This window comes from Oceanobacillus arenosus (assembly GCF_003369575.1).
Lineage (GTDB): Bacteria > Bacillota > Bacilli > Bacillales > Amphibacillaceae > Oceanobacillus > Oceanobacillus arenosus.
The window spans coordinates 212,933-239,875 of the sequence record NZ_PIOC01000017.1; the positions used below are offsets into that span (position 1 = coordinate 212,933).

Here is a 26,943-nt window from a genome sequence, read left to right on the forward strand (position 1 = left end):
CCTCCACCTCAGACCGTCAAATCATTTTCTGATTTTATGTTAATCGCTTCTTGTAGAAGCCGTTGGAGGATAGCAGCAAAAACGGCGATAACCAACGAAGCGAAAATGATGATGAGTGATATTAATCCAATAGGAGGGTCAACTTTCTTCGCTATAAAACGAAAGAGTGGCGAACCTAATACATACAAACCACTGATTGTAATCGCACAGCACTTTATGTTCTTTAAAGCCTTTACAGATAATTCCGAGAACGCTGTGTTCTCGTCAATATACCGTAAAAGATTGAAAGCCTGATAGAGAGCAAAGTAAAAAGGCACAGCTGCTCCATACATCACGATGAAAACGAGATATTTCATTGGGGCGATATTTGGATACATTTTTGCTGCGAAATTGGCCATATGGGGCACCAAAAATATACATAAAGCAAGCACTGCAATTCCAACCAGAAAAATAATTACCTTTAAGAAAGTGGTTGAGCCTCGTTTAACATTCATTTAAAACACCTCACTTATTTAATGACAACATGATTTTATCATATTATTTATCGATTAACAATAAATTAATATTGTTTCTTATTATATTATTATTGTGTTATTGAAATATCCTTTTAATTTTGACAAAAATAAAAAGCATTTCTCATTACAAAGAAATGCTCTTACTTTAAAATGTTAAATTTACAACTTGTTCTACAAAACTTCCAAATAGTTTCTTCTGCAAATTTCCACTACTTTGGGTTTTCTTAGATTTAAAAAACTCTATATCTATTCCTCCTTCATAATTCACAGTTAAATTAACACTGTGCAATAATTATTTCCATATTCGAGAATTGGTGTGCGAAATCCTGCTTGAATTTTAATAAAAACATCAAAGAGTGTAGTAATTTCAAGGAAAGAAAAAACGTGAATTCATGTGTGAATTCACGTTAAAAATATATTGTGAAATTGATTTTTGCACTTCTAAGGAGAACCCGTTATATACACAGGGTGCTTTCTCTTTTCTAAGCATTTGCAGTATTGTTTTGATCGTTTACATCGGGATCAAATGGATTTGTCGAACTGATTCCATTATTTGCAGTAATGAAATCACCTGTATTAAAGGAACCAGAGCCGGTATTGGTCTTTGAATTGGTTTTTGGTGATAAATAGAATGAATCGCCAAAGTTAACGACTCCACCACTAACACTATTTATTTTAATTGGTCCGACGATAGATGGCATTCTGTTCACCTTCTTGAACGTAACTTCTTCCTTTATCGTATGAACAAATTGCAGATTCTGTTAATCCTCTTGTAAAATACGGAAATGCTTCAACCTTGAGTCTGCTGATATCTCATCTGCATTTCCTACTTGGAAAACAGATGATAAACTTACTGCAGTTACATTGACTTGATGAACATGAATGGTATTTGCATGGTTGCATACTTTATATTGGTTCACAACCGATGGACTATTTAGCCAAACCGCCTTTTGTTTAAAAATATCATAATCTTTAAAGTAAAGATTATCGGTTTGTTTAAATTTTTCTCCTTCTTTCTGTAATGCGATTGCTTTCGATTTTTGATTAATTGTATGAGTGTCGCCAATGCTGAAAATCGAGCTATTTGCAATAGAAGTTGTATAAATTGTGTTGACGATTGCCGTTCGTTTCTTCATCGATTATCCCTCGCTTAAAGCTTTAAGGTGCTAACGGTATAATGTTTCCAAAGGTAAAGCTTTCTGGTGGTGTATCGAAAAAGGAGGATAGACATATTTGTTCATTGTCGCCGATTAATAATACGGAAGAAGAACCAACAACTTCTACTTGAATATTTCCGACATTAATTCCCCAATTGTGTACTTCAATATTCATTAATCATCACCTGTTTTCCCTGAACTTTGCATATAATTTTGCAAGGACTGATTGATTTCATGCTTAACTTTTTCTGTAATAAACGTATGGAATTGATCAGACTCACGAGCGTAGTTCTGTTTCAATGCTTCTTGCTCATAAAAAGAAATTCTGCTGGGCAGCTGTTTATTGATATCTTCAAAAAGAATAGCCTGAAATGATTCGTCAATTGGCTTATGATAGGTTGCAGATAAATTGCTGATTATCGATGGTCCTGTTTCTCTTAAGTATTGTTGCAGTTCACCTGTTAATTCCTGTTTCAATGGCATTGGATAATTTGGTGGACATGTTTGCTGAATTGCCAGATCTTCTATATTTTCTAAATCACTCGGGGAAAGGCCGATATGGAGAGTTCCTGCTAGATGTTCAATTTTTAGCTGGTCAAATTTATATTCAATTTTTCCGATGTTTGGTGTTTTGTTTTCTGCTGCCTCTTTTTCCAGGGTATTGATTCTATCCTCAAGTGCTTTAATTTTTTCATCCTGTTGCTGCATTTGATATTGCAGCTCATGTAGGTAGTTATTCCATTCATTGCCATACATAAACACTTCCCCTTTCTAAAGAAGGATAGAGAATAATCAATCTGGTCAAATGCCTAGAATAGTTTATGCAATGATAAATGTATTTGTGTTTCTAAAAATAGAGGAAGGCTTTTTCTTTTAAGGTGCAAGCGGCACTAATGGAGGTGCTTCTGTTGTTTCTGTAGCTGCTTCTGCTTCCGCTACTTGAACAGGCTCGGTATAGCCGCCAGTATTATAAATATCGGATTGAGCTTGAATACTTCCAGTGCTGCCGATCTGGAGAACCGAGGAATTTGTAATCGCACCGATTTTTATTAAATAAATACTGATAGATTGGTGGATAATGATGCTCATACGCTTCACTCCAATTATTAAGTAATAGTCTGATCTATTTTATCTGAATCATTTACGTACGTATTTGAATTGTTAAGACTGATACGAATTCCGTTTCCGGTATTAAAAGAGCCGCCACCAGCATAAGTTTTGGCTGTGCTTCGTGGGGACATTGAATAGACATCACCGATATTAAAAATACTCGAAGAAGAAATATTAATTATTTTTACCGCACCGACTTTAGCTGGCATTGGTATCACCCCTAGAGTAGTTTATGTTATTTCTGCTAAATGTTGAAACAGAGATTTAGCATTTGACAGCGTGAACCGTTTTAGACGGTATCAGCATATAGCCTTATCAATATATGAAAGGAAAATCTAGAATTTCATAATTATAAATGAACCAAATAGTCAAAAAAACACGTTATAGTAAAGATATTGCATTGATGGAAGGGATGGTTGATGAATGGAAAAGGATGTATCTCCAGTACAAGAATCCAAACGTTTAATTTGGATTGATGCCGCAAGAGGATTCGCTATATTTGGGATATTTATCGTTAATATTGGTGGGTTTGGTGCTCCGTATTTCATCCATGGAGGAGGGGAGCTTGTTTGGACATCCTCGATTGATCAAATGGCGCAATGGGTAATTGATGTCTTCTTCCAAGCAAGCTTTTACACATTATTTTCGATATTATTTGGTTTTGGGTTTCAGATTTTAACAGAACGACTCAGGAATCGTGATGTAAAACCAACACCATTTATATTTCGACGACTTGTTATTTTAATCGGTTTTGGTCTCATTCATGCATTTGCTATCTGGCATGGAGATATTCTACTAACCTATGGAGTGATTGGCTTACTATTATTGTTGTTTTTAGAAGTAAAGCCAAAAACACTACTGAGATGGGGAATAGGTTTATTAGTAGGGTGTGTAGGTCTGATTTCCTTTGGTCTATTTGTGGCAAGAGAATCCCTAGGTAGTGTGAATGACAATGCGATTACCCAAGCATTAGCGAATTATACAAGTGGGAGTTTAGTTACAATATGGTCGCAAAACTATCAGGATTGGCTCTTCGGCAATGAGGGAATAGGCTACCTATTATTAGCTACTACTTTACTGCCCCTGTTCCTATTTGGGATGTATCTTGCACAGAAAAGGTGGCTGCATGCGCCACAGCAATATAGAACGAGATTGTTTCCAATGTGGGTAATCAGTTTAGTACTTTTCATCGGCCTAAAAATGGGGCCATATTTTGTTGGCAATCCATTATGGTTTTCTTATATTCAGGATAATATCGGTGGTACGGCTTCTGCAATCTTTAATATTGTATCGATTACATTACTTGCGCAGAACAATCTTGGAGCAAAACTAATTCAGCCCTTTATCGCTGTCGGTAGAATGTCATTAACAAACTATATTTTACAGTCGTTATTCTGCTTTATCCTGTTTTACGGTGTCGGCTTTGGTTTATATGGACATGCTAACCCAACTACATCGATACTAATTGTGGTAGTTGTATTTATCATCGAAATTATGATAAGCAAATGGTGGTTCCGTCACTTCTTATTTGGTCCATTGGAATGGATTTGGCGAAGTTTGATGTACTTAAAATGGCAGCCATTTCGCAAAAAGTTAGAACAAAAGCTTAAAGCTAGTTTTAGCAACGTACGGAGGTGAGGGAAGTCGCGCTACAGCTTTAGCGCTGGAGCTGGACGTGGTTATTCTCGGTAATTAAGTTATCCACAACGTCCAAATTTTATAGTTTCCTAAGCAATGAGAAATACTGGGAGGCTCCTAATTCGAGCCTCCCAGTATTTTATGTATCTAGAACTTCTTTAATCTTCTCCAAAGCCCAGTCTAGATCATTCTTTTTAATTACGAGGGGAGGTGCAAAGCGAATAACGTTATCATGGGTTTCTTTGCACAGTATTCCTTTATCCATTAGTTTCTCACAGTACGGGCGGGCACTAACTGACAATTCAACACCGATAAATAATCCTCTTCCACGTACATCCTTTATGATTGGATGATTTAGCTTTTGTAGTTCGGCAACCATGTAGTTGCCTAATTTTAAGGAACGATCAGTAAGCTTCTCATCTTCTAAAACTTCAAGTGATGCGATTGAGACAGCACATGCTAACGGATTGCCGCCAAATGTGGAGCCATGTGACCCAGGATTAAATACGCCAAGAATATCTTTATTGGCAACGACACAGGAAATTGGAAATACTCCTCCACCAAGTGCTTTACCGAGAATGAGAATATCAGGAGTTACGTTTTCCCAATCACAGGCAAATAATTTACCAGAACGTCCGAGTCCGCTCTGTATTTCATCGGCAATATAGAGGACATTATTTTCCCGGCAAATCTCAAATGCTTCTTGAAGAAAACCATCAGGTGGGATGATAATTCCAGCTTCACCTTGGATTGGTTCAAATAAGAAGCCGGCTGTATTTTCGGTAATTGCTTCTCTGAGCGCATCAATATCACCAAAAGGAATTCGTTTAATACCAGGAAGCATCGGTCCAAAACCGCGTTTATATTCTTCTTCTGATGACAAGGAAACCGCTGTCATTGTTCTGCCATGAAAGTTTCCTATACAAGCAATAATTTCTGCCTTATTCTCTTCAACGCCTTTTACATCATACGCCCATCTTCTTGCGGCCTTAACAGCCGTTTCCACAGCCTCTGCACCTGTATTCATAGGTAGAACCATTTCTTTTTTTGTTAACTCACTAATTTTTTCGTACCACGGACCAAGCAGTTCATTATGGAATGCTCGTGAAGTTAATGTAACTTTGTCGGCTTGCGCTTTTAAAGCTGCAATGATTTTCGGATGGCGATGTCCTTGATTAACAGCGGAATATGCGCTCAGCATATCCATATAGCGATTTCCTTCAGGATCTTCTACCCAAACACCTTCCGCTTTCTCAATGACAACTGGTAATGGATGATAATTATTTGCGCCATGCTCCTCTGTTAATTCAATGATATTTTTTGATGTTTGTAGCATACTACCCCTCCATTATTTACATTTTGGGAGTAAGGCAATACATTTAGGATCGGATTATGCCCTACTTTTCAAAAAATTCTTAACTAAGGTAAGTATACCAGTTTTTCTTTAACTTTACTTTAACATTTTGCGTTGAGTGTGAAAAAAGAATCGATTAATGTTAAAATAGTGAAGTAATAATGTTAAGAATGTTTACGAAGATGGTAAATGAATTTTCTACTAATAAGGGAGGAAATAAGATGACACATATGCATATTACGTCATGGGTACTAGGATTTATTTTACTTATTATCGCGATTGTTTTACAAAAGCAAGGGAAGGCAAAGCCAGCAAAAATAGTACATATGATTTTACGCCTTGATTACTTATTTATTTTGTATACGGGTGGAGATTTGCTTGCAATGTACTTCTCAAACATTCAAATGCCAATGTTTGCAGAAGCAATCGTAAAAGGACTTGCAGGTATTTGGATTATTGCTGCAATGGAAATGATTCTGATTAAAATGTCTAAAGGAAAATCAACAACTAGTGCATGGGTACAATTTGTTATCGCATTAATACTCGTACTCGTGTTAGGATTCTTCCGTTTACCACTGGGCTTGATGTAAATAAACTATAAGAAAAGGTTGTCTCAAAATGGGGCAGCCTTTTTCAATTTGCCCATATCGTAGTGGGAGTTGTAATTAATCTCTACTCTGATATAAGTGCAACAATTGTAGTAGCCAGGACTTAAAAGGTAATACCAACTTGAAAAGTGAAGTATTTTCAACAATATTGCAAATTTCATTGACTATTCGTGACTATCATTAATAATAGAACAAGGTAGATTACATAGATGGTGAGGGAGAAATGGATGAAGAAGGTTTTAGGATTAGGTATCATAGTATTATTTCTACTTATTAACAATGAAACCGTTGTATTCGCTGATGAAATGCAGATTCAAGAAGAAATTATTTATAATATATTAGTTGACCGCTATAATAATGGGGACTATCAGCGTGATGAACAGGTTGATATCGATAATCCAACAAGCTATCATGGTGGGGATTTACAGGGAATAATTGCCAAGCTTGACGTGCTGGAGGAAATTGGGGTGACGATGATTTCACTTTCACCGCTCATGGCAAATGCAGAAGGTGGTTATCATGGTTACTGGATAGAAGATTTCTACTCCATAGAGGAGCAATTCGGGACGATGGATGATTTAAATCAGTTAATAAAAGAGGCGCATGATCATGGCATAAAGGTTGTATTAGAATTTGTTACAAATTATGTGGCGAGTAGCCATCCGTTTCTCGAAGATGCTGGTAAAAAGGACTGGATGACTGAATCAACAGAGATATCGCCTGATTGGATGGCAGATGTAGCTGTATTAAACTTAGAGAATCCAGATGTAGTTGCATATTTAGTTGATCTAGCAGAATACTGGATGGAAGAAACGGAGTTAGACGGGTTTAAGCTTCAAGCGGTTGACCAAGCACCAATCAGTTTTTTGGAACAATTTACAACACAATTGAAAGCAATGCGTCCGGATTTTTATCTGCTAGGAGATATTTTATTTACAGATGAAAACAACTCGCAAATGATGGGAAAAACAGAGCTAGATGCCATCGAGAATCAAGTACTTCACGATGCAATGTCAGATGTATTTGCTCAGCAAGATCAGTCTGTTGAGGACATTTACAATAGATGGGAAAGTAATGGCAAGCAAGATGGGCTATTGTATATAGATGATTTTTATGAGGAAAGATTTACCCAAAAATTCGCGGCAAATGGACGGAATGCATTAACGGCATGGAAGTTAGCATTAACATACATGTATACAACACCAGGAACGCCTACCCTACTGCAAGGTACAGAATTGCCAATGTACGGTGCGAATGCAGCGGAATCGCAACGACTGGTTCCTTTTAATAGTGGAGATTCGAAATTAAAGGAATTTCATGATCGAATTTCTTCTTTACGCAGTCAATTCCCGGTATTACAATATGGAGATTTCTCTTTAGTAGGATCAAGTGATTCCATGAGTGTATTTAAACGGACATTGGATGATGTAACGATGTATATCGCCATTAATAACGGTAGTGAATCTGCATATGTTGATATAGCTGGGATTGATCCTGGGATGCAGCTTACAGGATACCTTGGTGATAATCTTGTACGGGAAAGTGAAAATGGGGAATATCGAATCGGTCTTGCTCGTGAATCTGCAGAAGTTTATTCAATAGGACCAGATACAGGGGTTAACTGGGCATTTATTAGTTTTGTAATAGGGATATTCTTACTCTTTGTAGCTAGTATCATTTACTTAAGCTGGAGAGGGAAAAGGAGAAAATAAACGAATGAAGGAGAAGGCATATGGAAATACTCGTATGCCTTCTTCTATATAGCCACATAGCAAAGTGTTTACCACTATGGAGATCAGCTATTCAGCTTTGCCTTCGTTTCGTATCATCATCACAAATAATACCCATCCCAAGCATTAGCCATTAACGATCGTTCCACCATTCACATGGAGCATTTGTCCTGTAACATAGCTCGCATCATCACTCGCTAAATAAACGTAAGCAGGTGCTAATTCTTTCGGCTGTCCAGGGCGTTTCATAGGTGTATTGCCACCGAATGAGTCCACTTTTTGCTTATCAAAGGTGGAAGGGATTAATGGTGTCCAAATCGGTCCTGGGGCGACACCGTTTACGCGAATCCCTTGGCCTACAAGTGCGCCAGACAACGACCTTGTGAAGGATGTAATGGCGCCCTTTGTCGCAGAGTAGTCGATTAAGTCAATATTGCCTTGATAGGCGGTAATCGATGATGTATTAATGATGGAGCCGCCATTTTTCATATTTGGAATGACAGCTTGGGTTAAGTAGAACATACTAAAGATGTTCGTTTGAAAGGTCCTTTCTAATTGTTCGCTTTTAATATTTAAAAAGTTTGCTTGTGGATGCTGTTCCGCTGCGTTATTCACAAGAATATCGATTTTTTTAAAACTACTCAATGTTGTATTAATAGCAGCATCACAAAATACTTGATCCCCTATATCACCATTAATTAATAAACATTTCTGTCCTTCCTGTTCAACGAGTCTTTTCGTTTCATTCGCATCCCCATGTTCTTCTAAATAAATAATCGCAACATTTGCACCTTCTCTTGCAAAATGGACAGCGATTGCACGGCCAATTCCACTATCACCACCAGTAATAACAGCGACTTTGTCCTTTAATTTATCGCTTCCCATATAGTCTTCACGAATATATTCTGGTCTAGGGTCCATTTCTGATTCAATTCCTGGCTGTTGGTGCTGCTCCTGTGCTGGTGGGGTAATAACACCATTGTTGTTCTCCATTTTCATCGGTTGATCCACTCCTTTGCTTTCTTTATATTTATCATCCCCAAAAATGGATACTTGAGCAAAAAAGAAAAGCCCTATAAGGACTTTTCCAATTGTTCGTATTCATGGGCAGAGATGGCACCTTGTTTATGTAGACAGTCAAATATTCTACGGTAATTTTTTATATCAATTTCTTCTAAGATATATTTATGTTGGTAAAAATCTAATAGCTGATTGACTGAATCCGGTGTATAATTTCGTTCGCTTGCAAATGCGTGGACTAGTTCATGGATTAGCATGGCTAACCTCCTCCAATTTTACATATATAGCCTTTGATAAACTATATGTACAAGGTTAAGGAAGCATGCTTATTTATTACCATTAAAGATATTTGTTTAAGTCCGCTAATTACTGGGCTTATCTAAGAAGAATATGCCGATTGTACCAGGACCAACATGTGCACCAATTACAGCACCAATCATGACGATTTCGATATCGTCTACATTAATACCAAATCGCTCGCTAATACTACTAGCAAGCTGCTTCGCACGTTCAAGGTCATCACTATGGCAAATGCCGACTGATTGATTTGTAAAATTAGTACCTCGTTCTTCCATCATATCCAACATTCGACCAAATACTTTTTTTGAGCCTCTGATTTTCTCAAGTGGAATTAGCTTCCCATCATCGACATGTAGGAGCGGTTTGATTTTTAATAAGGACCCAACAAATGCTGCTGTTTTACTTACACGACCACCACGGTATAAATATTCTAAATCATCGACGGTGAAGAGATGTACCATATGTTCAGCTTGATAAGTAGCATCTGCAACAACTTCCTGAATCGTTGCACCAGTACTTGCGAGCTTTGCTGCATGTAGGACGACAAGACCATAACCTAGTGATGCACATTTCGAATCAACGATTTGAATGGGCGCATTAGGATAGGCTTCCAGTACTTCTTGCAGCATCATCGTTGCGGTTTGATATGTACCGGAAAGCTGTGATGAAAACGCAATGTATACTAAGGGCTGATTCTTCTCAGCATAAGATGTAAAGATTGTTTTAAATGTTAAAGGAGATACTTGAGATGTTTTCGGGGTCTTACCTTCGCGCATCGCATTGTAGACCGTTAATGGCTCAATTGTGATTCCATCTTGATAGTCTTTATCATCTAAATGAACTGTTAATGGTACCATTTCAATGGCAAATTCGTTGTAATGCTCCTTTCTTAAATCACTTGCAGAATCGGCAAGAATTTTAACCGCCATTATTACACCAACTTTCTTTTTAAATTGTAATTGTTTATCTTTTAGTTTATAGCTATAAAAGGATATAGTCAAAGTATAGTCATCATAATAGGAGGAGACATAAAATGTTCATGATTGAAGCAGAACGAATTATTATCGTTATTATTGGTGCATTATTAAATGCTGTTTCACTAAACTTCTTCTTTATTGAAGCAAATGTTTATGCTAGCGGATTTACTGGTGCCGCTCAACTTATCTCTAGTATTTTCCAAGACTTCTTAGGGATTGGCTTAAGTACGGGGATATTATTGTTTGTGTTAAACATCCCAGTTTTAATACTAGGCTGGTATAAAGTAGGGAAGGGCTTCACATTATATAGTATTGTATCTGTATTGTTTTCATCACTGTTTTTGCAATTCCTACCGGTTTTTGAATTGTCAGATGATATCATTCTTAATGCCGTATTTGGTGGAGTCATTGCTGGGGCTGGTGTTGGAATTACATTGAAGCATGGTGCTTCTACCGGTGGGTTAGATATTGTCGCAATGGTTTTATCACGGAAGAAGGATAAGCCCATTGGCAGCTTTATTTTAGTCATCAACGCAGTTATTGTTATCCTTTCAGGGATTTTATATGAACCGGAAAACGCATTATATACAATGGTTGCACTCTATGTAACAACACGTGTCATTGATGCGATTCACACACGCTATGAGAAGGTTACTGCCATGATCGTTACCCATAAGCCGGATGAGCTACAGCAGGAAATCCATAAAACTATGGTGCGAGGAATTACGATTTTGCCTGCGAAAGGGGCATACACGAAGTCGGAGAAAAGCATGCTATATCTTGTTATTACAAGATATGAATTATACGATTTAGAAAAAATAATCCAAGAAGTAGATCCAAATGCATTCACGAATATTATAGAAACTGCAGGCATTTATGGTGTATTCAGAAAAGATTAATCAAAAATAATAAAGCGAGAGCAATCAACCTGAAATGATCGCTCTCGCTTTTGCTTTTTATGTACTTTTTAATAGCCGTACTTGGCAATTACTTCTTGAATACTTGATGTAATGCTTTCCCATTCGACATCAAATTTCTTATTTACTGTAATAAAGTTTTGGTAACCGAACACATTGTCAACACCTTCAAGTTTCATTAAATCATTTAAAATTGCATGTTCACTAGTGTCACCAGCCATGACAGATACACTATTTGTACCTTCAAAAATCACACTATCAGTTGAAAATTTCATTGCATTTGGATTTGGTGTAGGTTCAATACGAACGCCCATGTTAAATCCCTCCTAATCATACTTATCTCTATAGTAGCAGAAATAACTTATTTTAAAAAGTATTAAAGTGACACCCTACTAATATTAGTAGGATGTCAGCTTTAGTAAAACATGATTTCTACGGTGTTTCGCTCGTTTACTGTTCTTGCTTAGTCTCTGCCTCTGCTAAAGTGGAACGATATGGAAATCGTTCGGCATGCTTTTTAACAGAATCAGCACCTTGCTGCGTAAATCGCCTTGATTTACTTCCTTTTCCCATGATGATTCCTCCTTCTGAAAAATCCATCATTCGAAATGAAAAAAACAGTATTATTCGCTCATGTCCATTAGAAATCGCGGAGACGATAGTTTGAAAAGAAAAGAGTGAACGGATAATCCCGTTCACTACTAGTATGGTTTATTATGATTATTTATAAGCATGGAAAATAAGGGAATTAATTAGCTTGTTTTGACATTTAGTTTCAAATATTCCTCAAGGAAAACCGAAATTCCATCCTGTTCGTTGGTTTTTGTAATATGCTTTGCAAGTTGTTTCAGCTGTGGAATAGCGTTCCCCATTGCAACTCCAACGCCAGCATAATCGATCATCTCTAAATCATTATCCTCATCACCGAAGGCAATAATTCTTTCCTTGGGAATGTCATAATAATGGGCGATTTTTTGCAGACCAACAGCTTTATTTATGCCTTTTTTAATGATTTCAATGATATTCCATGGTGCTCCCCAATTTCGGTGTTCAATAAATTCTGCATGGTAGTCATCTAAATGCCTTCTAAGTGCTTGTACCTGCTCATCCTTTGGTAGAACTAAAATAGAGGTAGGGTCATCTTTTAATGCCTGTTTAATATTTCCAATCTTAAATGGTGGATCATTTGGAGCTTCTTGGTAAATTTCGATGAGCTTTTCATCGTATTGTGCAAGATAAACATCATCCATTACTTCAGCAAGAATATTATTTACACTTAAATCAAAACATGCATCAATGATTGCATGTGCTGTTCGAATCGGCATTGGGTTATGGAGTGCATCCCAATTCTTATTTGTTGGATGGTGAATAAGTGCACCATTAAAATTAACCATCGGTGTTTTTAATCCAAGTTCATGGTAATAGTTAATACTCGAACGATGCGGTCTCCCTGTTGCTATGACAACAATATGACCTTCTTCCATCGCGGTCAGTACAGTCTGTTTTGTTTGAGTACTGATTACTTTATTATCCGTTAATAGTGTACCATCTAAGTCTAAAGCAATTAAATGTCTGTTTGTCATTCTATTCACCTCATAGCCCTAAGTTTATAAGTCTAATGGTCAGTTGTAAAGTAATATTAATTTTACATGGGTATATTGGCAAGTATCTAAGAGCTCTGGCCTGTAAACCAAAGGAAGAGTCTCCTATTGATAATTAAAATAAGCCATATTATTTGCCTTGTATACATTAGGGGGGTATAGTATAAATATAATATATGAGGATGTGAATCATATGGATGAATTTTTACATAATCACCCAAGTACTCCCAGAACGAAAGATGAACAACAAGCAGTCATTAACCGATTAAAACGAATAGAAGGTCAAGTTCGTGGAATTCAGAAGATGGTTGATGAAGACCGCTATTGCGTAGATATATTAGTCCAAATTAGTGCAATTCAAGCTGCACTAAAAAATGTTGGATTCTCTATTACCGAACGACATATCAAACATTGTGTTAGTGATGCTATTAAATCAGGAGAAGGTAATGAAACAATTGATGAATTAATGAGTGTTATGAAGCAGTTTTCTAAATAAGGAGGGGAGCTATTATGAGTGAAACAAACCATGCAACACTTGGAATAACAGGAATGACCTGTGCTACATGCTCCAACCATATTGAAAAAACTTTAAATAAAATGGATGGAGTAGAAGCACAAGTTAATTTTACTACAGAGAAAGCAACCTTAGACTATGATTCAGAGAAAACATCGATAGAAGATATTACGAAGAAAATTGAAAATGTCGGCTATAGTGTATTAATGGAGAAATCAGAATTAGATGTGTTCGGGATGACCTGTGCTGCATGTTCGACCCGGATTGAAAAGGTATTGAATAAGCAAAAAGGGGTAAAGTACGCAACTGTAAACTTAACAACAGAAACTGCATCCATCGAATATAACCCAGGACTCACAGATACGAAAGCAATAATTGATAAAATAAAAAATGTGGGATATGATGCGAAACCTAAGGCAGAAGCAGCAGAAAAGAAAACACATAAAGAAATAGAAATAAAAAAAATGAAGACGAAACTGATTATTTCAGCAGTGTTATCCGCGCCACTATTAATAACCATGTTGGTTCATTTATCTAATATGGCGATACCGGATATTTTCATGAATCCGTGGTTCCAATTTTCTTTAGCAACGCCCGTTCAATTTATCATCGGCTGGCAATTCTATGTTGGTGCATATAAAAACTTGAAAAATGGTGGAGCGAACATGGATGTGCTTGTCGCATTAGGTACAAGCGCAGCTTATTTCTATAGTTTATATGAAGTATTTAAGACGATTGGTAATCCTGAATACATGCCGCATCTCTACTTTGAAACAAGTGCTGTATTAATCACGTTGGTTTTATTTGGTAAGTATTTGGAAGCAAGAGCAAAAAGCCAGACAACGAATGCATTATCCTCTTTACTTAATTTACAGGCAAAAGAAGCTCGGATAATAAAAAATGGTGAAGAAATGCAGATTTCAATCGAGGAAGTTGTCGTCGGTGATCGGTTAATTGTAAAACCAGGTGAGAAAATACCCGTTGACGGGATCATTGTAAAGGGAAGAACATCTGTCGATGAATCGATGATTACTGGGGAATCCATCCCAATCGAAAAGGATGTTGACGCAACTGTCATTGGCTCAACGATAAACAAAAATGGTTCTATTCAAATGGAAGCAACAAAAGTAGGTAAAGATACTGCCCTTGCATCGATTGTGAAAATGGTCGAGGATGCACAAGGATCAAAAGCACCAATTCAACGATTAGCCGATGTCATTTCTGGATATTTCGTACCGATCGTTGTAGGGGTTGCACTTCTAACATTTATCGTATGGATAGCTTTTGTAGAGCCAGGTCAATTTGAACCTGCTTTAGTGGCTGCAATTGCCGTACTCGTTATTGCCTGTCCCTGTGCATTAGGGCTTGCAACACCAACATCGATCATGGTTGGTACAGGAAAAGCCGCAGAGAATGGGATTCTTTTTAAAGGTGGCGAACACCTTGAAAGAACACATCAGCTGGAAGCAATTGTTCTTGATAAAACAGGAACAATCACAAAAGGAAAACCTGAAGTAACGGATTTTACAGGTGATGAAGAAGCATTACAATTACTCGCAAGTGCCGAGAGAGGCTCTGAGCATCCACTTGCAGAAGCAATCGTAGCCTATGCAACAGAACAAGCGATTGATTTAGCTGAAGTAGATGATTTTAAATCCATACCTGGGCATGGTATTGAAGCTATAATTTCAGGTAATAACATTCTTGTTGGCAATCGAAAATTAATGCAAGAAAACCAAATTGATGTTGGCGGAGCGGAAATCGAATTGGTTGATTATGAAGTCGATGGCAAAACTGCGATGCTAGTTGCAGTTAATGGAATTTATCGTGGAATCGTTGCTGTTGCAGATACAATTAGAGAGACAGCACCACAAGCGATTAAAGAGCTAAAAGAACAAGGTCTCGAGGTTATTATGTTAACAGGGGATAACGAGCGTACTGCAAAAGCTATCGCAAAACAAGTTGGTATCGATCAAGTAATCGCCCAAGTATTACCTGAAGAGAAAGCAGATAAAGTGAAGGAAATTCAGCTGAAAGGTAAAAAGGTCGCAATGGTTGGTGATGGGGTAAATGATGCTCCTGCATTAGCAATCGCCGATATTGGAATTGCAATTGGGACAGGCACAGAAGTAGCAATTGAAGCTGCTGATGTAACAATCCTTGGCGGTGAGCTACTGCTTATCCCGAAAGCAATTAAAATCAGTCATGCAACGATTAAAAATATAAGGCAAAATCTCTTCTGGGCATTTGGCTATAACACAGCTGGAATACCAGTTGCAGCAATCGGCTTACTTGCACCATGGGTTGCTGGTGCAGCAATGGCTTTAAGTTCGGTAAGTGTTGTTTCTAATTCCCTTCGCTTAAAACGAGTGAAATTATAAAAAAGAGCCATTTAAAGGAGGTGAAAAGATTATGGAGAAAACGTTAAATGTACAAGGCATGTCATGTAATCATTGCAAAATGTCTGTTGAAGGTGCATTACAAAAATTAGCTGGTGTATCAGCAGCTGAAGTTAATTTAGAAGCCGGCAGTGTAGCTGTTACTTTTGATGACTCAAAAGTAAATGTGGATACAATGAAAGAAGTTATTGAGGAGCAAGGCTATGATGTGGAAGCTAAAATATAAGAATGAAAATCAGCTTTTATCCCGAATTAGCTGGCTGTAAAACCCCTCTTCAAGAATTCGAGAAAAATCAAGAATTGTAAGTGGGGGCGGATATTACCCCCACTTATTGAAGTTTCACTTTATTGCTTACATATCGACAATAATAATTTTTACTTAACATTGCATCTTCTGTAACTTACCATTTAAAATAGGATTATACATAACTTAAGGAGAGAAGCATAGTGATAGGGATAAATAAGGAACACTTAAATTCAATTCCAAGTTTGGTTGTCGTTGACACGGATAAAGCAAATGAATCATTACCAATGATTACTTATTTTCATGGATTTACGAGTGCGAAGGAACATAATTTAGATATTGCATTTCTACTAGCTGAAAAAGGTTTTCGGGTTGTTCTTCCAGATAGTAACATGCATGGTGAAAGGGATACGACGACTTCAATTATTCAAAAGACAATTGGTTTCTGGGATATTGTGATGCAAAATGTGAAGGAGTTGTGGGAAATCCATGATCATTTCGAACAGCAGGGGTTAATCTTAGATGGTAGATTTGGTGTGGCTGGAACAAGTATGGGTGGGATTACAACCTCTGCAGCATTAACACAATATCCTTGGATCAAAACGGCAGCCGTATTAATGGGTTCTCCAAGGATAACAACGTTTGCTAAGCAATTAATTAATAATTACAAAAAGGTAATGGATCTTCCAGTTACGGACGAGATGATTGAGAATTTATATGTTCAGCTTGAGCATTATGATTTATCCACACAAATTGAGAAGCTGGATCAACGTCCAGTTTTATTCTGGCATGGAGATAAAGACCAGGTCGTACCGTTTGACCATTCATACTCCTTCTATGAAGAGGCAAGAAAACAGTACGACAATCAAGCAAATATACAATTTATCAAAGAAACCAATCGCGATCATAAAGTAAGTAGACATGCAATTTTGGAAACGATCAAATGGTTTGAACAACACTTGTAGTCTGAAAGAATTCAAATCGTTTATTAAAATACGAATATATGGTTAAATAGAAGCAAGAAGGTAAGGAGGAGGTATCGTAATGGATGCAGATTTAAAAGAGAATATTATGGGTGCGCTCGAGAATGTAATCGACCCTGAGCTCGGCATCGATATTGTAAACTTAGGACTAATCTATGATGTGGAATTAGATGATGAAGGATTATGCACCGTATCCATGACTCTTACGGCAATGGGGTGCCCACTTTCAGCGCATATTGAGCGTGATGTACAATTTGCACTAGCGGATATTCCAGAGATTAAAGAATTAAAAGTTAACATTGTTTGGAGTCCACCATGGAGTAAGGATAACATGTCACGTTATGCTAAAATCGCGTTAGGCATTCCAGATTGATTGTGGAATAGATTTTCGAAATTATGAATCAATGTATGACTTTCTTCAATAATAGCTCAATCCGGACAATTCACCATTCATTTAGCATATGAATAGGCTAGATGGTGAGGAGGATTGAGTGATGAAAAACAATAATGAATCCAAACATATGTATGATTTATGTAGAGACCATGTGCATGCTTATGTTTATGCAGAGTTACAGGACGGTACAGCGGTTGATGGGATTGTTACGGGGTTAGATGAAGAATACGTATATTTAGCAGTGCCACTTGAACACAATCAGCAAGAACAATATCGGGAACATAATCGTCAATTTGGATTTGGCTTTCCAAACTATGGATATCCAGGCTTTGGTTTTGGACCTCCAAGAAGAAGATTTGAACGATTAATCTTACCACTAACAGCCTTAGCCGCAATAAGTTTATTGCCTTGGTATTAATAATAAACCCTTGCCATATCTTATATTAGGCAAGGGTTTATTATTAAATCTCTATTTATTTCTTTTCTCTTAAAATACCGTCGCCCAATATGATAATGGCTACTGTTAATAGTGCAGCAAGCAATAATGCGTCTGTTGCCACAAATGGCTCACCACCCATACTAGTTAAAACAAAAGCAATGGCTAAGCTAATAACTACAGACCAAATAATTGTCATTATGTAACGCAAAAATAACACCTCGCAATTTTATATCTACCCATAGTATAGCACGTTTTCATTCGCTTACATACATTTTTTGTATCTTTTTAATTTGAATAGGGGGATTGCCATGTCAATCTTAGTAATCAATTGTAATCATTGGATTGGCTATCATGTTGTCAATGCATTGCTTAACCATGATTATTTGGTTGATGGAATAGAGAATGAGATGGAGTCGGATGATTTATCCATGTTCTTTGGTAGAAATAGCTTATTTTCATTTTACAATCAGAGGCAAAGAAAACAGTATGACACGTGTATTTGTGTAGGTGATTATGGGAAAATGGAGGCAGTTAAGGCAAACCGTATCTTTTTTATTAATCCACAGGAATCCAGTGGACGAATGAACTTGGAAAATACAACAACGATACTTGCTTCCCATTTATTTGGCGAATGGATGCCAATGAATAAAAAGGGTTATTATGATCAGCAGGCGTTTATTACGTTTGATTCGAATGATTTTAAAGAAAATGCGATATATATCGGGGATTTTACCGACGGGTTGATTCAGTGGCTAGGGTCCTCTAAAATTTCTGATAAACTCGAAATTAAATCAGAGCATAAGGATGGAAGAGAAAATGATGCAAGCGGGAATGGTATTTACATTAGTGCGAGTCTCCCATTGGAAAAAAGGGTCACAGCATTGCAACAACATTATGTATCCAATAAGAACAGGCGATAGGAGAGATTCAAATAGTTAAAGTTGCAGTACAAATAAGAAATAGGACACAGAAATGAGTTAACGAGGACATAAATAGAAATGAGTCCCCTTTAAGTATGAGAGGGGAAGCCAAGTATCTTTGTATTTTTTTACTTGCCAATTACGGTTTTTTCCATTAAAATTAGTACCAAGTCATAATATTAGATAATAGTTACTTTATATATAAGGGGTTGTAAATATGGGTGTAGGTATTTTAGGTACTGGCCATTATCTTCCGACAAGAGTGGTAACAAACCATGATTTAGAGAAGATTGTTGATACGAATGATGAATGGATCCGGACAAGAACTGGAATTGAAGAAAGAAGATTTGCTGAAGATGATATCGATACATCCGATATGTCTTATCATGCTGCACTTGGCGCATTGGAAGAAGCAGGTGTAACTGCAGAGGAAATCGATCTTATTCTAGTTGCGACTGTAACACCTGACACGCCATTTCCATCTGTTTCATGTATGATTCAGGACAAATTAGGTGCTACAAACGCTGCAGCAATGGATATAGGTGCTGCATGTTCAGGATTTATGTATGGATTAATAACTGCTAAACAATTTATTGAAACGAAAACATACAAGAAAATATTAGTAGTAGGTGCGGACAAACTATCAAAAATCCTTAACTGGGAAGACCGGTCTACATGTGTACTGATGGGCGACGGCGCTGGAGCAGTTGTAGTCGGTGAAGTTTCAGAGGGCAAAGGGATCTTATCTTTTGAACTCGGTGCAAACGGTGCTGGCGGGAAAGAACTCTATCAAAATGAGCTTGATCAACTAGTAATGAACGGACGAGAGGTTTTTAAATTTGCTGTTAGACAAATGCCGCAATCGACTATAAATGTCATTGAAAAACTAGGACTAAGTAAAGATGATGTGGATTATTTAGTACCACATCAAGCAAATATTAGAATTATGAATGCAGCACGCGAGCGATTAGGTATCTCTGAGGACAAAATGGCAACAACAATTAAGAAATTCGGAAATAATTCATCTGCATCGATTCCTATGGCTTTATCCGAATCGGTTAAAGATGGTAAAATAAAAGACAGTGATTTAACCGTATTGGTAGGCTTCGGAGGAGGTCTTACTTGGGGTGCGGTTGCAATGCGTTGGGGAAAATAAGCAAGATTTCCTATGAGGAGGATTAACTTATGGAAAATAAAAGAGTAGTTGTAACAGGTCTTGGAGCTGTTACTCCATTAGGCAATGATGTTCATACGTTTTGGGAAAATTTAATTGCAGGAAAATCTGGAGTAGACTTTGTAACAAAGGTAAACAAAGATGATTACCCTGCAAAAGTAGCTGCAGAAGTAAAAGACTTTGATCCAACTGCATTTATGGAGAAAAAAGATGCACGAAAAATGGATCCATTTACACAATATGCAGTTGCAGCAGCAAAGATGGCTGTAGAAGATGCAAAGCTTATCATTGATGAAACCAATAATACTCGTGTTGGGGTATGGGTTGGTTCTGGAATTGGTGGCATGCAAACTTGGGAAGATCAACATCGTAAACTACTTGAAAAAGGTCCGGGCCGTGTTAGTCCGTTTTTTGTACCAATGATGATTCCAGACATGGCTGCAGGTCAGGTTTCAATTCAATTAGGTGCAAAAGGAATTAACTCATGTTCCGTAACTGCATGTGCATCTGGTGCCAACTCAATTGGTGATGCTTTTAAAGCAATCCAACGTGGCGATGTTGATTACATGATTGCTGGTGGAACGGAAGCACCAATCTCAAACATGGCATTCGCTGGCTTCTCATCTGCAAAGGCACTATCGACGAACGATGATCCAAGCACTGCTTCACGCCCATTTGATAAGAATCGTGATGGATTTGTCATTGGAGAAGGTGCTGGAATTCTAATTCTGGAATCACTGGAAACGGCTTTAGAACGTGGCGCACATATTTATGGAGAAATTGTTGGTTATGGTGCAACGGGTGACGCATATCATATCACTGCTCCAGCAGAGAATGGTGAAGGAGCAGCACGAGCAATGCAAATGGCATTAGATGATGCTGGAATTTCACCTGAAAATGTTGACTATATTAATGCACATGGTACAAGTACTGCATTAAATGATAAATATGAAACGGCTGCAATTAAAAATGTATTCGGTGAAAAGGCAAAGGAAATTGCTGTATCGTCTACGAAATCAATGACAGGTCATATGCTTGGTGCAGCAGGTGCAGTTGAGGCTGTAATTGCAATCAAATCAATTGAAAATAGTGTCATTCCAGCAACAATTAATTATGAAACTCCAGATCCAGATTGTGATTTGGATTACGTACCAAATCATGCAAGAGAGCAAGATGTGAATGTTGTTATAAGTAATTCATTCGGATTTGGCGGTCATAATGTTACATTAGTATTTAAAAAATATGAAGCTTAATTAAATGGTTTCACATGTATTAAAAATGCTGAACAGTGAGGAGCTGGTCAGCATTTTTTTGTTGCTTAGGAAACTACAAAATTGGATGCAGTGGAACACTTAATTACCGAGAATAGCCACGTCCAGCTCTAGCGCCCATCGACTAGCGCGACTTCCCTCACCTCCGTAATCTAAGTCAACCGCTTACGCTCTCAAAAGAGTTTCCTTTATCTCAAAAGGCAAGGAGAAGTTCGTACACAGCTCAAACGGGCGCTTCTTTTGTAAGTAGAAAAGGATAACAACATTCTTACCGAATAAGTGCAATTATGGCTGTCCCAGTAAGACATGGTGATAAACAAGCTTTATCCCGAATTAACTGGCTGTAAGTCCCCTCTTCAAGAATTCGAGAAAAATCAAGAAAAGTAAGTGGGGGATAAATTACAGTTCATTCATGTATTGAATTGTACAAGCATAAACTAATGAAAAAGGTAGGGACAAGCATAGGCGGTGGGAAAACAATGGGGTACATCTTCGCATTTCTAATCGGATTTGGACTAGCTGTCACGGGTGGGGTAACGATGATTGCATATTTAAACTTTTTACCTGCTGGGTTATCGTGGGTGGACTATTTCATCTTTATTCAAGGAAGGATCGAATGCTATTTTTTACCAATTGGAATGTTAATTATGGCGATTGTAATCTACCGTTTTCCAAACAGATTGTAATGATAACATAGAAGAATATTTATCCTCTTTCTTGGTCATAATGTAAAGTAAGTTGTATCTCCAAATGGAATTTTTAAAAGGAATGTCTTCACTTTTCATGCTATGAAGGGACAATTCTTTTTAGTAGGTAAGTGAGACCTAAGGCTGTCACCGAAAGGCTTGGTTAAACCTTAGTTTTCTACATGGATAGGTACAACAAGGACTATTGCCTATAGGGTTGGTGATAGTTGAGTTTTCTAAAAAAGCGAGGGTTGTTTTATGTTATATTTACATGATGTTTGGGTGAATTGGTTTGAAGGAGAAGAGAACGGGTATAATGTTTGTCATTTCCACGAGTGGCGCAAAGAGGATGGAATCGAATTATTGGATCAAGTACCTCTGCTGTACATAACAGAAGTATTATACAACTACATCGAAAATGATATGCACGATCTACCTAAATCCCTACTGGACGCCATTTATAAACGCGCCTATATTCGTAAAGGTCATGAACGCTCGATACTTGATTATGCATGTATTGTTACAGATGGCAATGATATTCTAGCTATTGATACAATCGGCTATGAAATTCCGATTCGTAAAAGTAGACTGATCCCAAGGCAAGAGCAGCTTGTATTTGATATGATTCAAAAAACAAAGCCGCAAGCCTTTCGTTTCGATGACACAAACTATCAGAAAGAATATCATATGCTTTCCATGCCTCCTGAACTAGTCTTCGGATTAACAAGAAGGGAAAGGCAGCTCAAGCAATTGCTTATGATTGGCCTAGATCAATTGCGCACAACAAACAACTTAGAAGAATTACGTTACTGGTTAACAGAATGGGATCCGAAGAAATATCCATTTATCAGATTTATGGATGAAGATAAGGTCTGGGAAGCACTGTACAACGGTGTGAAAGAAGGTTGGAGCCTAGCGCATGAAGAATTATGTGAAAAATTAATTCGTGGGCAACATTTTTTAGAAAAAATGTGGGAAGTTGAAAATGGCGAAGAACAGAGCACGTCACAGCAGAAATAGCTAGGTTGAGGGGGGTTTTGGATGGCTCCAATTAAGATCTTGAGCGCTCGGAATGATGAATATTGGCAATAAGATGAAGCGGGCGTCAAATATCAACATGAGGACTCAGCTACCGCTCGGAGAAAACCATCCACAAACGCATCATACCTCAAAAACAAAACAAAGAAGCGCTAGAACGATGCTCTAGCGCTTCTTCTCATTCCTATTTACTTTACTCTACCAAGACCCATCGCTTTCTTTGCTTTTGCAACTGTTTTATTTGCAGTTATGTTAGCTTTTGCTGCGCCCTTATCAAGGATTTCATCTAGTATGTCAGAGTCAATTAATTCTTGATAGCGATCTTGAATCGGTTTTAATACGGCGATAACAGCGTCAGCAACACCTTGTTTGAAATCGCCATATCCCTTCCCTTCATATTTTGCTTCAAGTGTCTCAATGGATTCACCAGTACAGCTAGAATAAATTGTTAATAGATTAGAAACACCTGGTTTGTTTTCCTTATCGTATTTAACAATGCCCTCTGAATCAGTAACAGCACTTTTAATCTTCTTCTCAATTTTCTTTGGCTCATCAAGCATTGAGATGAAGCCTTTTTCATTCTCATCTGATTTACTCATTTTCTTCATTGGATCCTGTAAAGACATGATACGTGCCCCAACCTTAGGAATTCGAATTTCTGGGATCGTAAAAATATCATTAAATCGATTATTAAAACGCCCAGCTAAATCCCTCGTTAATTCCATATGTTGTTTCTGATCATCACCAACTGGTACAAGATTGGTTTGATAAAGCAAGATATCTGCGGCCATCAATGCAGGGTAGGTTAGTAATGCAGTTGAAACAGCTTCTTTCCCTTGCGATTTGTCTTTATACTGTGTCATCCGTTCTAATTCGCCAACATAGCCGATGGACTGTAGCATCCAGCCTAACTGAGTATGTGCAGGTACTTCTGACTGAATGAATAAAGTTGCTTTATCAGGGATAATTCCTGATGCTAAATATAGTGCTGCCAAGGAACGGATATTTTGTCTGAGTTTCAATCGCTCCTGTGGAACCGTAATCGCATGTTCATCCACGATACAGAAATAACATTCATAATCATCCTGTAATTCGACAAATTGCTTCAGTGCCCCTAAATAATTTCCAAGTGTTAATGTCCCACTTGGTTGAATACCTGAAAAGATTGTTTCCATCTAACTCACGCTCCATTTTATTTTTTCTAAACAAAAAAAGCCCATTTATCCCTTATAAATAGGGACGAATGAACCGCGGTGCCACCCTGATTATCTTAACATTTCTAAGATCGCTTAATTTCATTAATTAGCTCCAAAGTCCAATTCCGATTTACCTTGATGCTTGTTCCCACCAGCCACAAGCTCTCTAAAATTCAGGGGGTAAAATGTACTACGCCTTTTTCATTGCTAATAATATTCTTTTTACTATTATATATAGTTTGTTGGGAAAATACAAGAAAAAAACGGTATAAATATTTTCAAAGATGCAAATTTGATTTTTAAACTAGGCCGTTTTCGTAAATTTTGTTGCTTTCGGGCAGTTAGGCAAGCAAAGAGTAACAATCTTTGAGAAAAACGCCTTAAATTAAAAAGGAGAGTCTATCATCAATACTAGGTGTAATTCCATGGAAAACCGCTACAATAAAAAATGGGTTCCAGTTTTTTCCAATAACCTTTTATTGAAGCGCTTGGAATTAAGAATTCACCATTTTAAATTACTCAAAAGGCTTACAATGAAATAAAGGAATGGGATTGTAATGATACATAATAATGTAGTTAATAGTACTCCTAATGATGCAAAAAAAGTGTCGGCCCCATATTTTTGTGAATAAAGTGAAATAGTTGGTGCAGAGGGCATTCCAGAAACAACAACGCCAATAACAAGTAGGGGATATGGTACAGGTAAAGCCGCAAAAGGGAGTAGGAATAAAGGAATTAGAATAAGTCTAGTTACCGCTAACTTCCATATATAGATATTTTTTATCAAAAATAATAATTCTTTATATTTTACATTTGCAATTAAGCTTCCAATCAGCATCATGGAAAGTGGAATGGTTATTTTTCCAACATTCTCCAGACTATCTGAAATAATAACGGGAAAGCTTACTGGCAATAGAAAAATTAGGATTCCTGTTAGAGTGGAAAGAATGCCTGGATTTAAGAATAAATTTTTCCAGTCGATCGTATTTGTATCTTTACTAAACAAATATATTCCGTACGTCCATATAAGAAGTAAGTAACATAGGTTGAACATCGTTAAATAAATAATTCCTTGTTCTCCTAAAAGAATAAAACTGACGGCATAACCAATAAATCCTTGGTTACCAAAAATTATCAGACCTTCATAGACAGTTTTTTGTTTTTTTGAAAGCTGTGAACGTTGTCTCATCCGATATGCTAAAAAACAGGAAATTATAAGTATATATAGTGACATCGTAATAAGCCACATAAATTCTTTTGCTAAGGTAATGGAAAAGGAGATATCCAGAGAGAACAAAATAAGTGCGGGCAAGGTGATATATAGAATTAGCTGGGTCAAAACATCGGTTGCATTTTCATTTAGAATTCCTATTTTTCTTGCGGTAAACCCCAACAGTACAGTTCCATAAAGCATTAACATTTCCTGTATAAATGCTTCTACAGCAAGAACCATGAATATCCCCCCTAGTTCACTTTATGAAACAATTACCCAGTTTGTTAATGGAATGAATTTACTAGCGAAGAGAATAAAGAAAAAACCGAGCAATCAAGCTCGGTCTATTATCACAATTCTAATATTTTTGGTTCCATGCCCTTTTTATTCATCAAACTTATTTGAACAGGTGTAACTTCCAATACAGTATAATTAGGATCATTTGGTCCGTCAAACCAATTCTCCATATATGGATTCCACAATTCGTTTTTCAGTTCCTTAGAATCGGAAATCTGGACTTTACCTTCATACTCCACATATTCATCGCCAAATCCGTCTCCTTCATATCCTAAGAGAATATGCGTAAAAGGATTCTCTATTATTTCTTCCACTTTGTGGGTCTCCTTACTTGTTGCTGTATAAAGGTTTAGTCCATTACGAGAAAATGTCATGTATCTTGTGTGTGGTTTATTTTGTTGAACGGTTGCCATCGTCCCAACAGAACTGTTATCCAAAATATTTTCAACCGTTGCTTTAACTTCTGGCTGACTCATATAGCTGCACTCCTTTAAGTTTTTTATATTATTTCTTTGCTGTAAATAAATAATTCATTTTTCGGCTCAGGTAATGAAAGGAAAAGATTACTCTAACAGGCCTCGATAAAAAAGGCGAACAATTCCAATAATGAAAACGGCTAAGCCAAAGGGAATTGCAAATCGGTTATATAATCAAATTTAGATTATATGGGAACGAAATATGTAATAGAAAAAGAATTATATCCACTGGTTTACTACAGAAAATAGCTACCCATCGTTGATTAAATGAATAAGCCATACTAAGAATAGTGTGTATGGCTTATTCATTTTTTAGTTCTTAGAGGTCTCGGTCATGTTTTCTTACGCCTGACAAGTCTGTTTCTTCTCCAAACTCAGTACCATAATTTAATCTACCTTTTTTACCTAAATCATCCCTGTTGGTACTTTTTTCCTCCATTGGATCAAATAATATAGTTAAGCAATATAAACCACTTAATCCAACTAGGCCGTATACAATTCTTGATAGTGCAGCATGTTGACCACCAAAAATCGATGCAACCAAATCAAATTGGAAAAATCCAATTAGTCCCCAGTTTATTGCACCTATGATAACTAATGCGAGGGCAATACGTTTTAATGGATTCATTCTTTTTACCTCCCAAAAATTTTAATTAATAAAGTGAATCTTCCTGTACTTTTGCCATTAATAGCACCTCTCCCATAAAGACTCTTTATTATCTTTTGCCATAATGAATTACTTATACCTAGATAATTACTCTAATCAGATAGC

Annotated in this window: 34 protein-coding genes and 1 other annotated feature; of the genes, 15 read left to right on the forward strand and 19 right to left on the reverse strand. The window is 37.1% G+C overall.

The genetic code is table 11. The annotated features are described in order from the left end of the window. Window positions 1–8: 8 nt before the first annotated feature. The 7 genes from CWR48_RS11720 to CWR48_RS11750 form a co-directional block, all read right to left on the reverse strand. Window positions 9–494: a DUF2975 domain-containing protein gene (locus CWR48_RS11720; protein ID WP_115773418.1), complete on the reverse strand. Its 486-nt coding sequence runs from the start codon at window positions 492–494 to the stop codon at window positions 9–11. A 503-nt stretch (window positions 495–997) separates the two neighbouring features. Continuing rightward, window positions 998–1,216, reverse strand: coding sequence for a spore germination protein (locus CWR48_RS11725; RefSeq protein WP_115773419.1), 219 nt, complete (start codon window positions 1,214–1,216; stop codon window positions 998–1,000). A 60-nt stretch (window positions 1,217–1,276) separates the two neighbouring features. Next, a complete protein-coding gene (locus CWR48_RS11730; RefSeq protein ID WP_115773420.1) occupies window positions 1,277–1,651 on the reverse strand; it encodes a spore germination protein GerPE in 375 nt (124 codons plus the stop codon). A gap of 22 nt (window positions 1,652–1,673) precedes the next feature. Continuing rightward, complete coding sequence (locus CWR48_RS11735; RefSeq protein WP_115773421.1) at window positions 1,674–1,847, reverse strand: spore gernimation protein GerPD; 174 nt, start codon at window positions 1,845–1,847, stop codon at window positions 1,674–1,676. Continuing rightward, entirely contained in the window at window positions 1,847–2,428 is a 582-nt protein-coding gene (gene gerPC / locus CWR48_RS11740) for a spore germination protein GerPC (RefSeq protein ID WP_115773422.1), read from the reverse strand. The genes CWR48_RS11735 and gerPC overlap by 1 nt, the downstream gene beginning before the upstream one ends. A 117-nt stretch (window positions 2,429–2,545) precedes the next feature. Beyond that, the gene (locus tag CWR48_RS11745; protein WP_115773423.1) at window positions 2,546–2,761 is read right to left on the reverse strand and encodes a spore germination protein GerPB; all 216 of its coding nucleotides are present in this window, start codon (window positions 2,759–2,761) and stop codon (window positions 2,546–2,548) included. A gap of 17 nt (window positions 2,762–2,778) precedes the next feature. Next, complete coding sequence (locus tag CWR48_RS11750; protein ID WP_115773424.1) at window positions 2,779–2,991, reverse strand: spore germination protein; 213 nt, start codon at window positions 2,989–2,991, stop codon at window positions 2,779–2,781. Between the two features lie 214 nt (window positions 2,992–3,205). Between CWR48_RS11750 and CWR48_RS11755 the strand changes: the two genes are divergently transcribed. After that, on the forward strand, window positions 3,206–4,420 hold the full coding sequence (locus CWR48_RS11755; protein ID WP_115773425.1) for a DUF418 domain-containing protein: 1,215 nt from the start codon (window positions 3,206–3,208) through the stop codon (window positions 4,418–4,420). Window positions 4,421–4,559: 139 nt separating this feature from the next. On the opposite strand, the gene CWR48_RS11760 is transcribed toward CWR48_RS11755, so the two are convergent. Continuing rightward, window positions 4,560–5,756 carry an ornithine--oxo-acid transaminase gene (locus tag CWR48_RS11760; protein ID WP_115773426.1) on the reverse strand — a complete coding sequence of 399 codons (1,197 nt, stop codon included), beginning with the start codon at window positions 5,754–5,756 and terminating at the stop codon, window positions 4,560–4,562. 239 nt (window positions 5,757–5,995) lie between these two features. Here CWR48_RS11760 and CWR48_RS11765 point away from each other — a divergent pair, with 239 nt between their 5' ends. Together CWR48_RS11765 and CWR48_RS11770 are read left to right on the forward strand one after the other, a co-directional pair. Then, the gene (locus CWR48_RS11765; RefSeq protein WP_115773427.1) at window positions 5,996–6,364 is read left to right on the forward strand and encodes a YisL family protein; all 369 of its coding nucleotides are present in this window, start codon (window positions 5,996–5,998) and stop codon (window positions 6,362–6,364) included. A gap of 245 nt (window positions 6,365–6,609) precedes the next feature. Continuing rightward, window positions 6,610–8,094, forward strand: coding sequence for an alpha-amylase family glycosyl hydrolase (locus CWR48_RS11770; RefSeq protein WP_115773428.1), 1,485 nt, complete (start codon window positions 6,610–6,612; stop codon window positions 8,092–8,094). Window positions 8,095–8,238: 144 nt separating this feature from the next. Here the strand turns inward: CWR48_RS11770 and CWR48_RS11775 are convergent, their stop codons facing one another. The 3 genes from CWR48_RS11775 to CWR48_RS11785 all read right to left on the reverse strand — a co-directional run bounded on the left by CWR48_RS11775 (window position 8,239) and on the right by CWR48_RS11785 (window position 10,361). Further along, a complete protein-coding gene (locus CWR48_RS11775; protein ID WP_115773429.1) occupies window positions 8,239–9,111 on the reverse strand; it encodes an SDR family oxidoreductase in 873 nt (290 codons plus the stop codon). Between the two features lie 74 nt (window positions 9,112–9,185). Then, window positions 9,186–9,389 (reverse strand): YppF family protein, encoded by a 204-nt coding sequence (yppF, locus tag CWR48_RS11780; protein ID WP_115773430.1) that lies wholly within the window; start codon window positions 9,387–9,389, stop codon window positions 9,186–9,188. Between the two features lie 105 nt (window positions 9,390–9,494). Continuing rightward, window positions 9,495–10,361 carry a DegV family protein gene (locus CWR48_RS11785; protein WP_115773688.1) on the reverse strand — a complete coding sequence of 289 codons (867 nt, stop codon included), beginning with the start codon at window positions 10,359–10,361 and terminating at the stop codon, window positions 9,495–9,497. 104 nt (window positions 10,362–10,465) lie between these two features. Here CWR48_RS11785 and CWR48_RS11790 point away from each other — a divergent pair, with 104 nt between their 5' ends. After that, window positions 10,466–11,308 carry a YitT family protein gene (locus tag CWR48_RS11790; RefSeq protein ID WP_115773431.1) on the forward strand — a complete coding sequence of 281 codons (843 nt, stop codon included), beginning with the start codon at window positions 10,466–10,468 and terminating at the stop codon, window positions 11,306–11,308. A gap of 68 nt (window positions 11,309–11,376) precedes the next feature. Here the strand turns inward: CWR48_RS11790 and CWR48_RS11795 are convergent, their stop codons facing one another. From CWR48_RS11795 to CWR48_RS11800, 3 genes are all read right to left on the reverse strand, one after another. Further along, on the reverse strand, window positions 11,377–11,640 hold the full coding sequence (locus tag CWR48_RS11795; protein WP_115773432.1) for a NifU N-terminal domain-containing protein: 264 nt from the start codon (window positions 11,638–11,640) through the stop codon (window positions 11,377–11,379). 136 nt (window positions 11,641–11,776) lie between these two features. After that, complete coding sequence (locus tag CWR48_RS21005) at window positions 11,777–11,899, reverse strand: hypothetical protein (RefSeq protein ID WP_281270276.1); 123 nt, start codon at window positions 11,897–11,899, stop codon at window positions 11,777–11,779. Between the two features lie 179 nt (window positions 11,900–12,078). Beyond that, window positions 12,079–12,909, reverse strand: coding sequence for a Cof-type HAD-IIB family hydrolase (locus tag CWR48_RS11800; protein WP_115773433.1), 831 nt, complete (start codon window positions 12,907–12,909; stop codon window positions 12,079–12,081). Between the two features lie 211 nt (window positions 12,910–13,120). Here CWR48_RS11800 and CWR48_RS11805 point away from each other — a divergent pair, with 211 nt between their 5' ends. The 6 genes from CWR48_RS11805 to CWR48_RS11830 all read left to right on the forward strand — a co-directional run bounded on the left by CWR48_RS11805 (window position 13,121) and on the right by CWR48_RS11830 (window position 17,879). Next, on the forward strand, window positions 13,121–13,423 hold the full coding sequence (locus CWR48_RS11805; protein WP_115773434.1) for a metal-sensing transcriptional repressor: 303 nt from the start codon (window positions 13,121–13,123) through the stop codon (window positions 13,421–13,423). A 14-nt stretch (window positions 13,424–13,437) separates the two neighbouring features. After that, the gene (locus CWR48_RS11810) at window positions 13,438–15,822 is read left to right on the forward strand and encodes a heavy metal translocating P-type ATPase (protein WP_115773435.1); all 2,385 of its coding nucleotides are present in this window, start codon (window positions 13,438–13,440) and stop codon (window positions 15,820–15,822) included. Between the two features lie 31 nt (window positions 15,823–15,853). Beyond that, window positions 15,854–16,066 carry a copper chaperone CopZ gene (gene copZ / locus CWR48_RS11815; RefSeq protein WP_115773436.1) on the forward strand — a complete coding sequence of 71 codons (213 nt, stop codon included), beginning with the start codon at window positions 15,854–15,856 and terminating at the stop codon, window positions 16,064–16,066. 221 nt (window positions 16,067–16,287) lie between these two features. Beyond that, window positions 16,288–17,049, forward strand: a complete 762-nt coding sequence (gene yjfP, locus CWR48_RS11820) for an esterase (RefSeq protein ID WP_115773437.1) — start codon at window positions 16,288–16,290, stop codon at window positions 17,047–17,049. A gap of 79 nt (window positions 17,050–17,128) precedes the next feature. Further along, window positions 17,129–17,440: a metal-sulfur cluster assembly factor gene (locus tag CWR48_RS11825; protein WP_115773438.1), complete on the forward strand. Its 312-nt coding sequence runs from the start codon at window positions 17,129–17,131 to the stop codon at window positions 17,438–17,440. A gap of 121 nt (window positions 17,441–17,561) precedes the next feature. Then, a complete protein-coding gene (locus CWR48_RS11830) occupies window positions 17,562–17,879 on the forward strand; it encodes a hypothetical protein (RefSeq protein ID WP_115773439.1) in 318 nt (105 codons plus the stop codon). Between the two features lie 55 nt (window positions 17,880–17,934). Here CWR48_RS11830 and CWR48_RS11835 read toward each other — a convergent pair whose 3' ends face one another. Beyond that, window positions 17,935–18,108: a DUF2929 family protein gene (locus CWR48_RS11835; RefSeq protein ID WP_115773440.1), complete on the reverse strand. Its 174-nt coding sequence runs from the start codon at window positions 18,106–18,108 to the stop codon at window positions 17,935–17,937. A 100-nt stretch (window positions 18,109–18,208) separates the two neighbouring features. On the opposite strand from CWR48_RS11835, the gene CWR48_RS11840 reads away from it, so the two are divergent. The 5 genes from CWR48_RS11840 to CWR48_RS11860 all read left to right on the forward strand — a co-directional run bounded on the left by CWR48_RS11840 (window position 18,209) and on the right by CWR48_RS11860 (window position 22,971). Beyond that, complete coding sequence (locus tag CWR48_RS11840) at window positions 18,209–18,820, forward strand: hypothetical protein (protein WP_115773441.1); 612 nt, start codon at window positions 18,209–18,211, stop codon at window positions 18,818–18,820. Between the two features lie 217 nt (window positions 18,821–19,037). Next, window positions 19,038–19,976: a beta-ketoacyl-ACP synthase III gene (locus CWR48_RS11845; protein ID WP_115773442.1), complete on the forward strand. Its 939-nt coding sequence runs from the start codon at window positions 19,038–19,040 to the stop codon at window positions 19,974–19,976. Between the two features lie 29 nt (window positions 19,977–20,005). Continuing rightward, a complete protein-coding gene (fabF, locus tag CWR48_RS11850; protein ID WP_115773443.1) occupies window positions 20,006–21,247 on the forward strand; it encodes a beta-ketoacyl-ACP synthase II in 1,242 nt (413 codons plus the stop codon). Between the two features lie 497 nt (window positions 21,248–21,744). Beyond that, window positions 21,745–21,951: a YuzI family membrane protein gene (locus tag CWR48_RS11855; RefSeq protein ID WP_115773689.1), complete on the forward strand. Its 207-nt coding sequence runs from the start codon at window positions 21,745–21,747 to the stop codon at window positions 21,949–21,951. 258 nt (window positions 21,952–22,209) lie between these two features. Then, window positions 22,210–22,971, forward strand: coding sequence for a YjbA family protein (locus tag CWR48_RS11860; RefSeq protein WP_115773444.1), 762 nt, complete (start codon window positions 22,210–22,212; stop codon window positions 22,969–22,971). 206 nt (window positions 22,972–23,177) lie between these two features. Here CWR48_RS11860 and trpS read toward each other — a convergent pair whose 3' ends face one another. From trpS to CWR48_RS11880, 4 genes are all read right to left on the reverse strand, one after another. Next, a complete protein-coding gene (gene trpS / locus CWR48_RS11865; protein ID WP_115773445.1) occupies window positions 23,178–24,164 on the reverse strand; it encodes a tryptophan--tRNA ligase in 987 nt (328 codons plus the stop codon). A gap of 57 nt (window positions 24,165–24,221) precedes the next feature. After that, window positions 24,222–24,399, reverse strand: a binding site (T-box leader). 288 nt (window positions 24,400–24,687) lie between these two features. Further along, window positions 24,688–25,638 carry an AEC family transporter gene (locus CWR48_RS11870; RefSeq protein WP_115773446.1) on the reverse strand — a complete coding sequence of 317 codons (951 nt, stop codon included), beginning with the start codon at window positions 25,636–25,638 and terminating at the stop codon, window positions 24,688–24,690. Window positions 25,639–25,748: 110 nt separating this feature from the next. Then, a complete protein-coding gene (locus CWR48_RS11875; protein WP_115773447.1) occupies window positions 25,749–26,171 on the reverse strand; it encodes a pyridoxamine 5'-phosphate oxidase family protein in 423 nt (140 codons plus the stop codon). Window positions 26,172–26,490: 319 nt separating this feature from the next. Next, window positions 26,491–26,799: a DUF378 domain-containing protein gene (locus CWR48_RS11880; RefSeq protein ID WP_115773448.1), complete on the reverse strand. Its 309-nt coding sequence runs from the start codon at window positions 26,797–26,799 to the stop codon at window positions 26,491–26,493. Window positions 26,800–26,943 lie beyond the last annotated feature (144 nt).

Excerpts from the sequence above, each read along its gene's own strand:
- CWR48_RS11720 (WP_115773418.1), bottom strand. The coding sequence starts at position 494 with ATGAATGTTAAACGAGGCTCAACCACTTTCTTAAAGGTAATTATTTTT.
- CWR48_RS11725 (WP_115773419.1), bottom strand. The coding sequence starts at position 1,216 with ATGCCATCTATCGTCGGACCAATTAAAATAAATAGTGTTAGTGGTGGA.
- CWR48_RS11730 (WP_115773420.1), bottom strand. The coding sequence starts at position 1,651 with ATGAAGAAACGAACGGCAATCGTCAACACAATTTATACAACTTCTATT.
- CWR48_RS11735 (WP_115773421.1), bottom strand. The coding sequence starts at position 1,847 with ATGAATATTGAAGTACACAATTGGGGAATTAATGTCGGAAATATTCAA.
- gerPC (WP_115773422.1), bottom strand. The coding sequence starts at position 2,428 with ATGTATGGCAATGAATGGAATAACTACCTACATGAGCTGCAATATCAA.
- CWR48_RS11745 (WP_115773423.1), bottom strand. The coding sequence starts at position 2,761 with ATGAGCATCATTATCCACCAATCTATCAGTATTTATTTAATAAAAATC.
- CWR48_RS11750 (WP_115773424.1), bottom strand. The coding sequence starts at position 2,991 with ATGCCAGCTAAAGTCGGTGCGGTAAAAATAATTAATATTTCTTCTTCG.
- CWR48_RS11755 (WP_115773425.1), top strand. The coding sequence starts at position 3,206 with ATGGAAAAGGATGTATCTCCAGTACAAGAATCCAAACGTTTAATTTGG.
- CWR48_RS11760 (WP_115773426.1), bottom strand. The coding sequence starts at position 5,756 with ATGCTACAAACATCAAAAAATATCATTGAATTAACAGAGGAGCATGGC.
- CWR48_RS11765 (WP_115773427.1), top strand. The coding sequence starts at position 5,996 with ATGACACATATGCATATTACGTCATGGGTACTAGGATTTATTTTACTT.
- CWR48_RS11770 (WP_115773428.1), top strand. The coding sequence starts at position 6,610 with ATGAAGAAGGTTTTAGGATTAGGTATCATAGTATTATTTCTACTTATT.
- CWR48_RS11775 (WP_115773429.1), bottom strand. The coding sequence starts at position 9,111 with ATGAAAATGGAGAACAACAATGGTGTTATTACCCCACCAGCACAGGAG.
- yppF (WP_115773430.1), bottom strand. The coding sequence starts at position 9,389 with ATGCTAATCCATGAACTAGTCCACGCATTTGCAAGCGAACGAAATTAT.
- CWR48_RS11785 (WP_115773688.1), bottom strand. The coding sequence starts at position 10,361 with ATGGCGGTTAAAATTCTTGCCGATTCTGCAAGTGATTTAAGAAAGGAG.
- CWR48_RS11790 (WP_115773431.1), top strand. The coding sequence starts at position 10,466 with ATGTTCATGATTGAAGCAGAACGAATTATTATCGTTATTATTGGTGCA.
- CWR48_RS11795 (WP_115773432.1), bottom strand. The coding sequence starts at position 11,640 with ATGGGCGTTCGTATTGAACCTACACCAAATCCAAATGCAATGAAATTT.
- CWR48_RS21005 (WP_281270276.1), bottom strand. The coding sequence starts at position 11,899 with ATGGGAAAAGGAAGTAAATCAAGGCGATTTACGCAGCAAGGTGCTGAT.
- CWR48_RS11800 (WP_115773433.1), bottom strand. The coding sequence starts at position 12,909 with ATGACAAACAGACATTTAATTGCTTTAGACTTAGATGGTACACTATTA.
- CWR48_RS11805 (WP_115773434.1), top strand. The coding sequence starts at position 13,121 with ATGGATGAATTTTTACATAATCACCCAAGTACTCCCAGAACGAAAGAT.
- CWR48_RS11810 (WP_115773435.1), top strand. The coding sequence starts at position 13,438 with ATGAGTGAAACAAACCATGCAACACTTGGAATAACAGGAATGACCTGT.
- copZ (WP_115773436.1), top strand. The coding sequence starts at position 15,854 with ATGGAGAAAACGTTAAATGTACAAGGCATGTCATGTAATCATTGCAAA.
- CWR48_RS11825 (WP_115773438.1), top strand. The coding sequence starts at position 17,129 with ATGGATGCAGATTTAAAAGAGAATATTATGGGTGCGCTCGAGAATGTA.
- CWR48_RS11830 (WP_115773439.1), top strand. The coding sequence starts at position 17,562 with ATGAAAAACAATAATGAATCCAAACATATGTATGATTTATGTAGAGAC.
- CWR48_RS11840 (WP_115773441.1), top strand. The coding sequence starts at position 18,209 with ATGTCAATCTTAGTAATCAATTGTAATCATTGGATTGGCTATCATGTT.
- CWR48_RS11845 (WP_115773442.1), top strand. The coding sequence starts at position 19,038 with ATGGGTGTAGGTATTTTAGGTACTGGCCATTATCTTCCGACAAGAGTG.
- fabF (WP_115773443.1), top strand. The coding sequence starts at position 20,006 with ATGGAAAATAAAAGAGTAGTTGTAACAGGTCTTGGAGCTGTTACTCCA.
- CWR48_RS11855 (WP_115773689.1), top strand. The coding sequence starts at position 21,745 with ATGGGGTACATCTTCGCATTTCTAATCGGATTTGGACTAGCTGTCACG.
- CWR48_RS11860 (WP_115773444.1), top strand. The coding sequence starts at position 22,210 with ATGTTATATTTACATGATGTTTGGGTGAATTGGTTTGAAGGAGAAGAG.
- trpS (WP_115773445.1), bottom strand. The coding sequence starts at position 24,164 with ATGGAAACAATCTTTTCAGGTATTCAACCAAGTGGGACATTAACACTT.
- CWR48_RS11870 (WP_115773446.1), bottom strand. The coding sequence starts at position 25,638 with ATGGTTCTTGCTGTAGAAGCATTTATACAGGAAATGTTAATGCTTTAT.
- CWR48_RS11875 (WP_115773447.1), bottom strand. The coding sequence starts at position 26,171 with ATGAGTCAGCCAGAAGTTAAAGCAACGGTTGAAAATATTTTGGATAAC.
- CWR48_RS11880 (WP_115773448.1), bottom strand. The coding sequence starts at position 26,799 with ATGAATCCATTAAAACGTATTGCCCTCGCATTAGTTATCATAGGTGCA.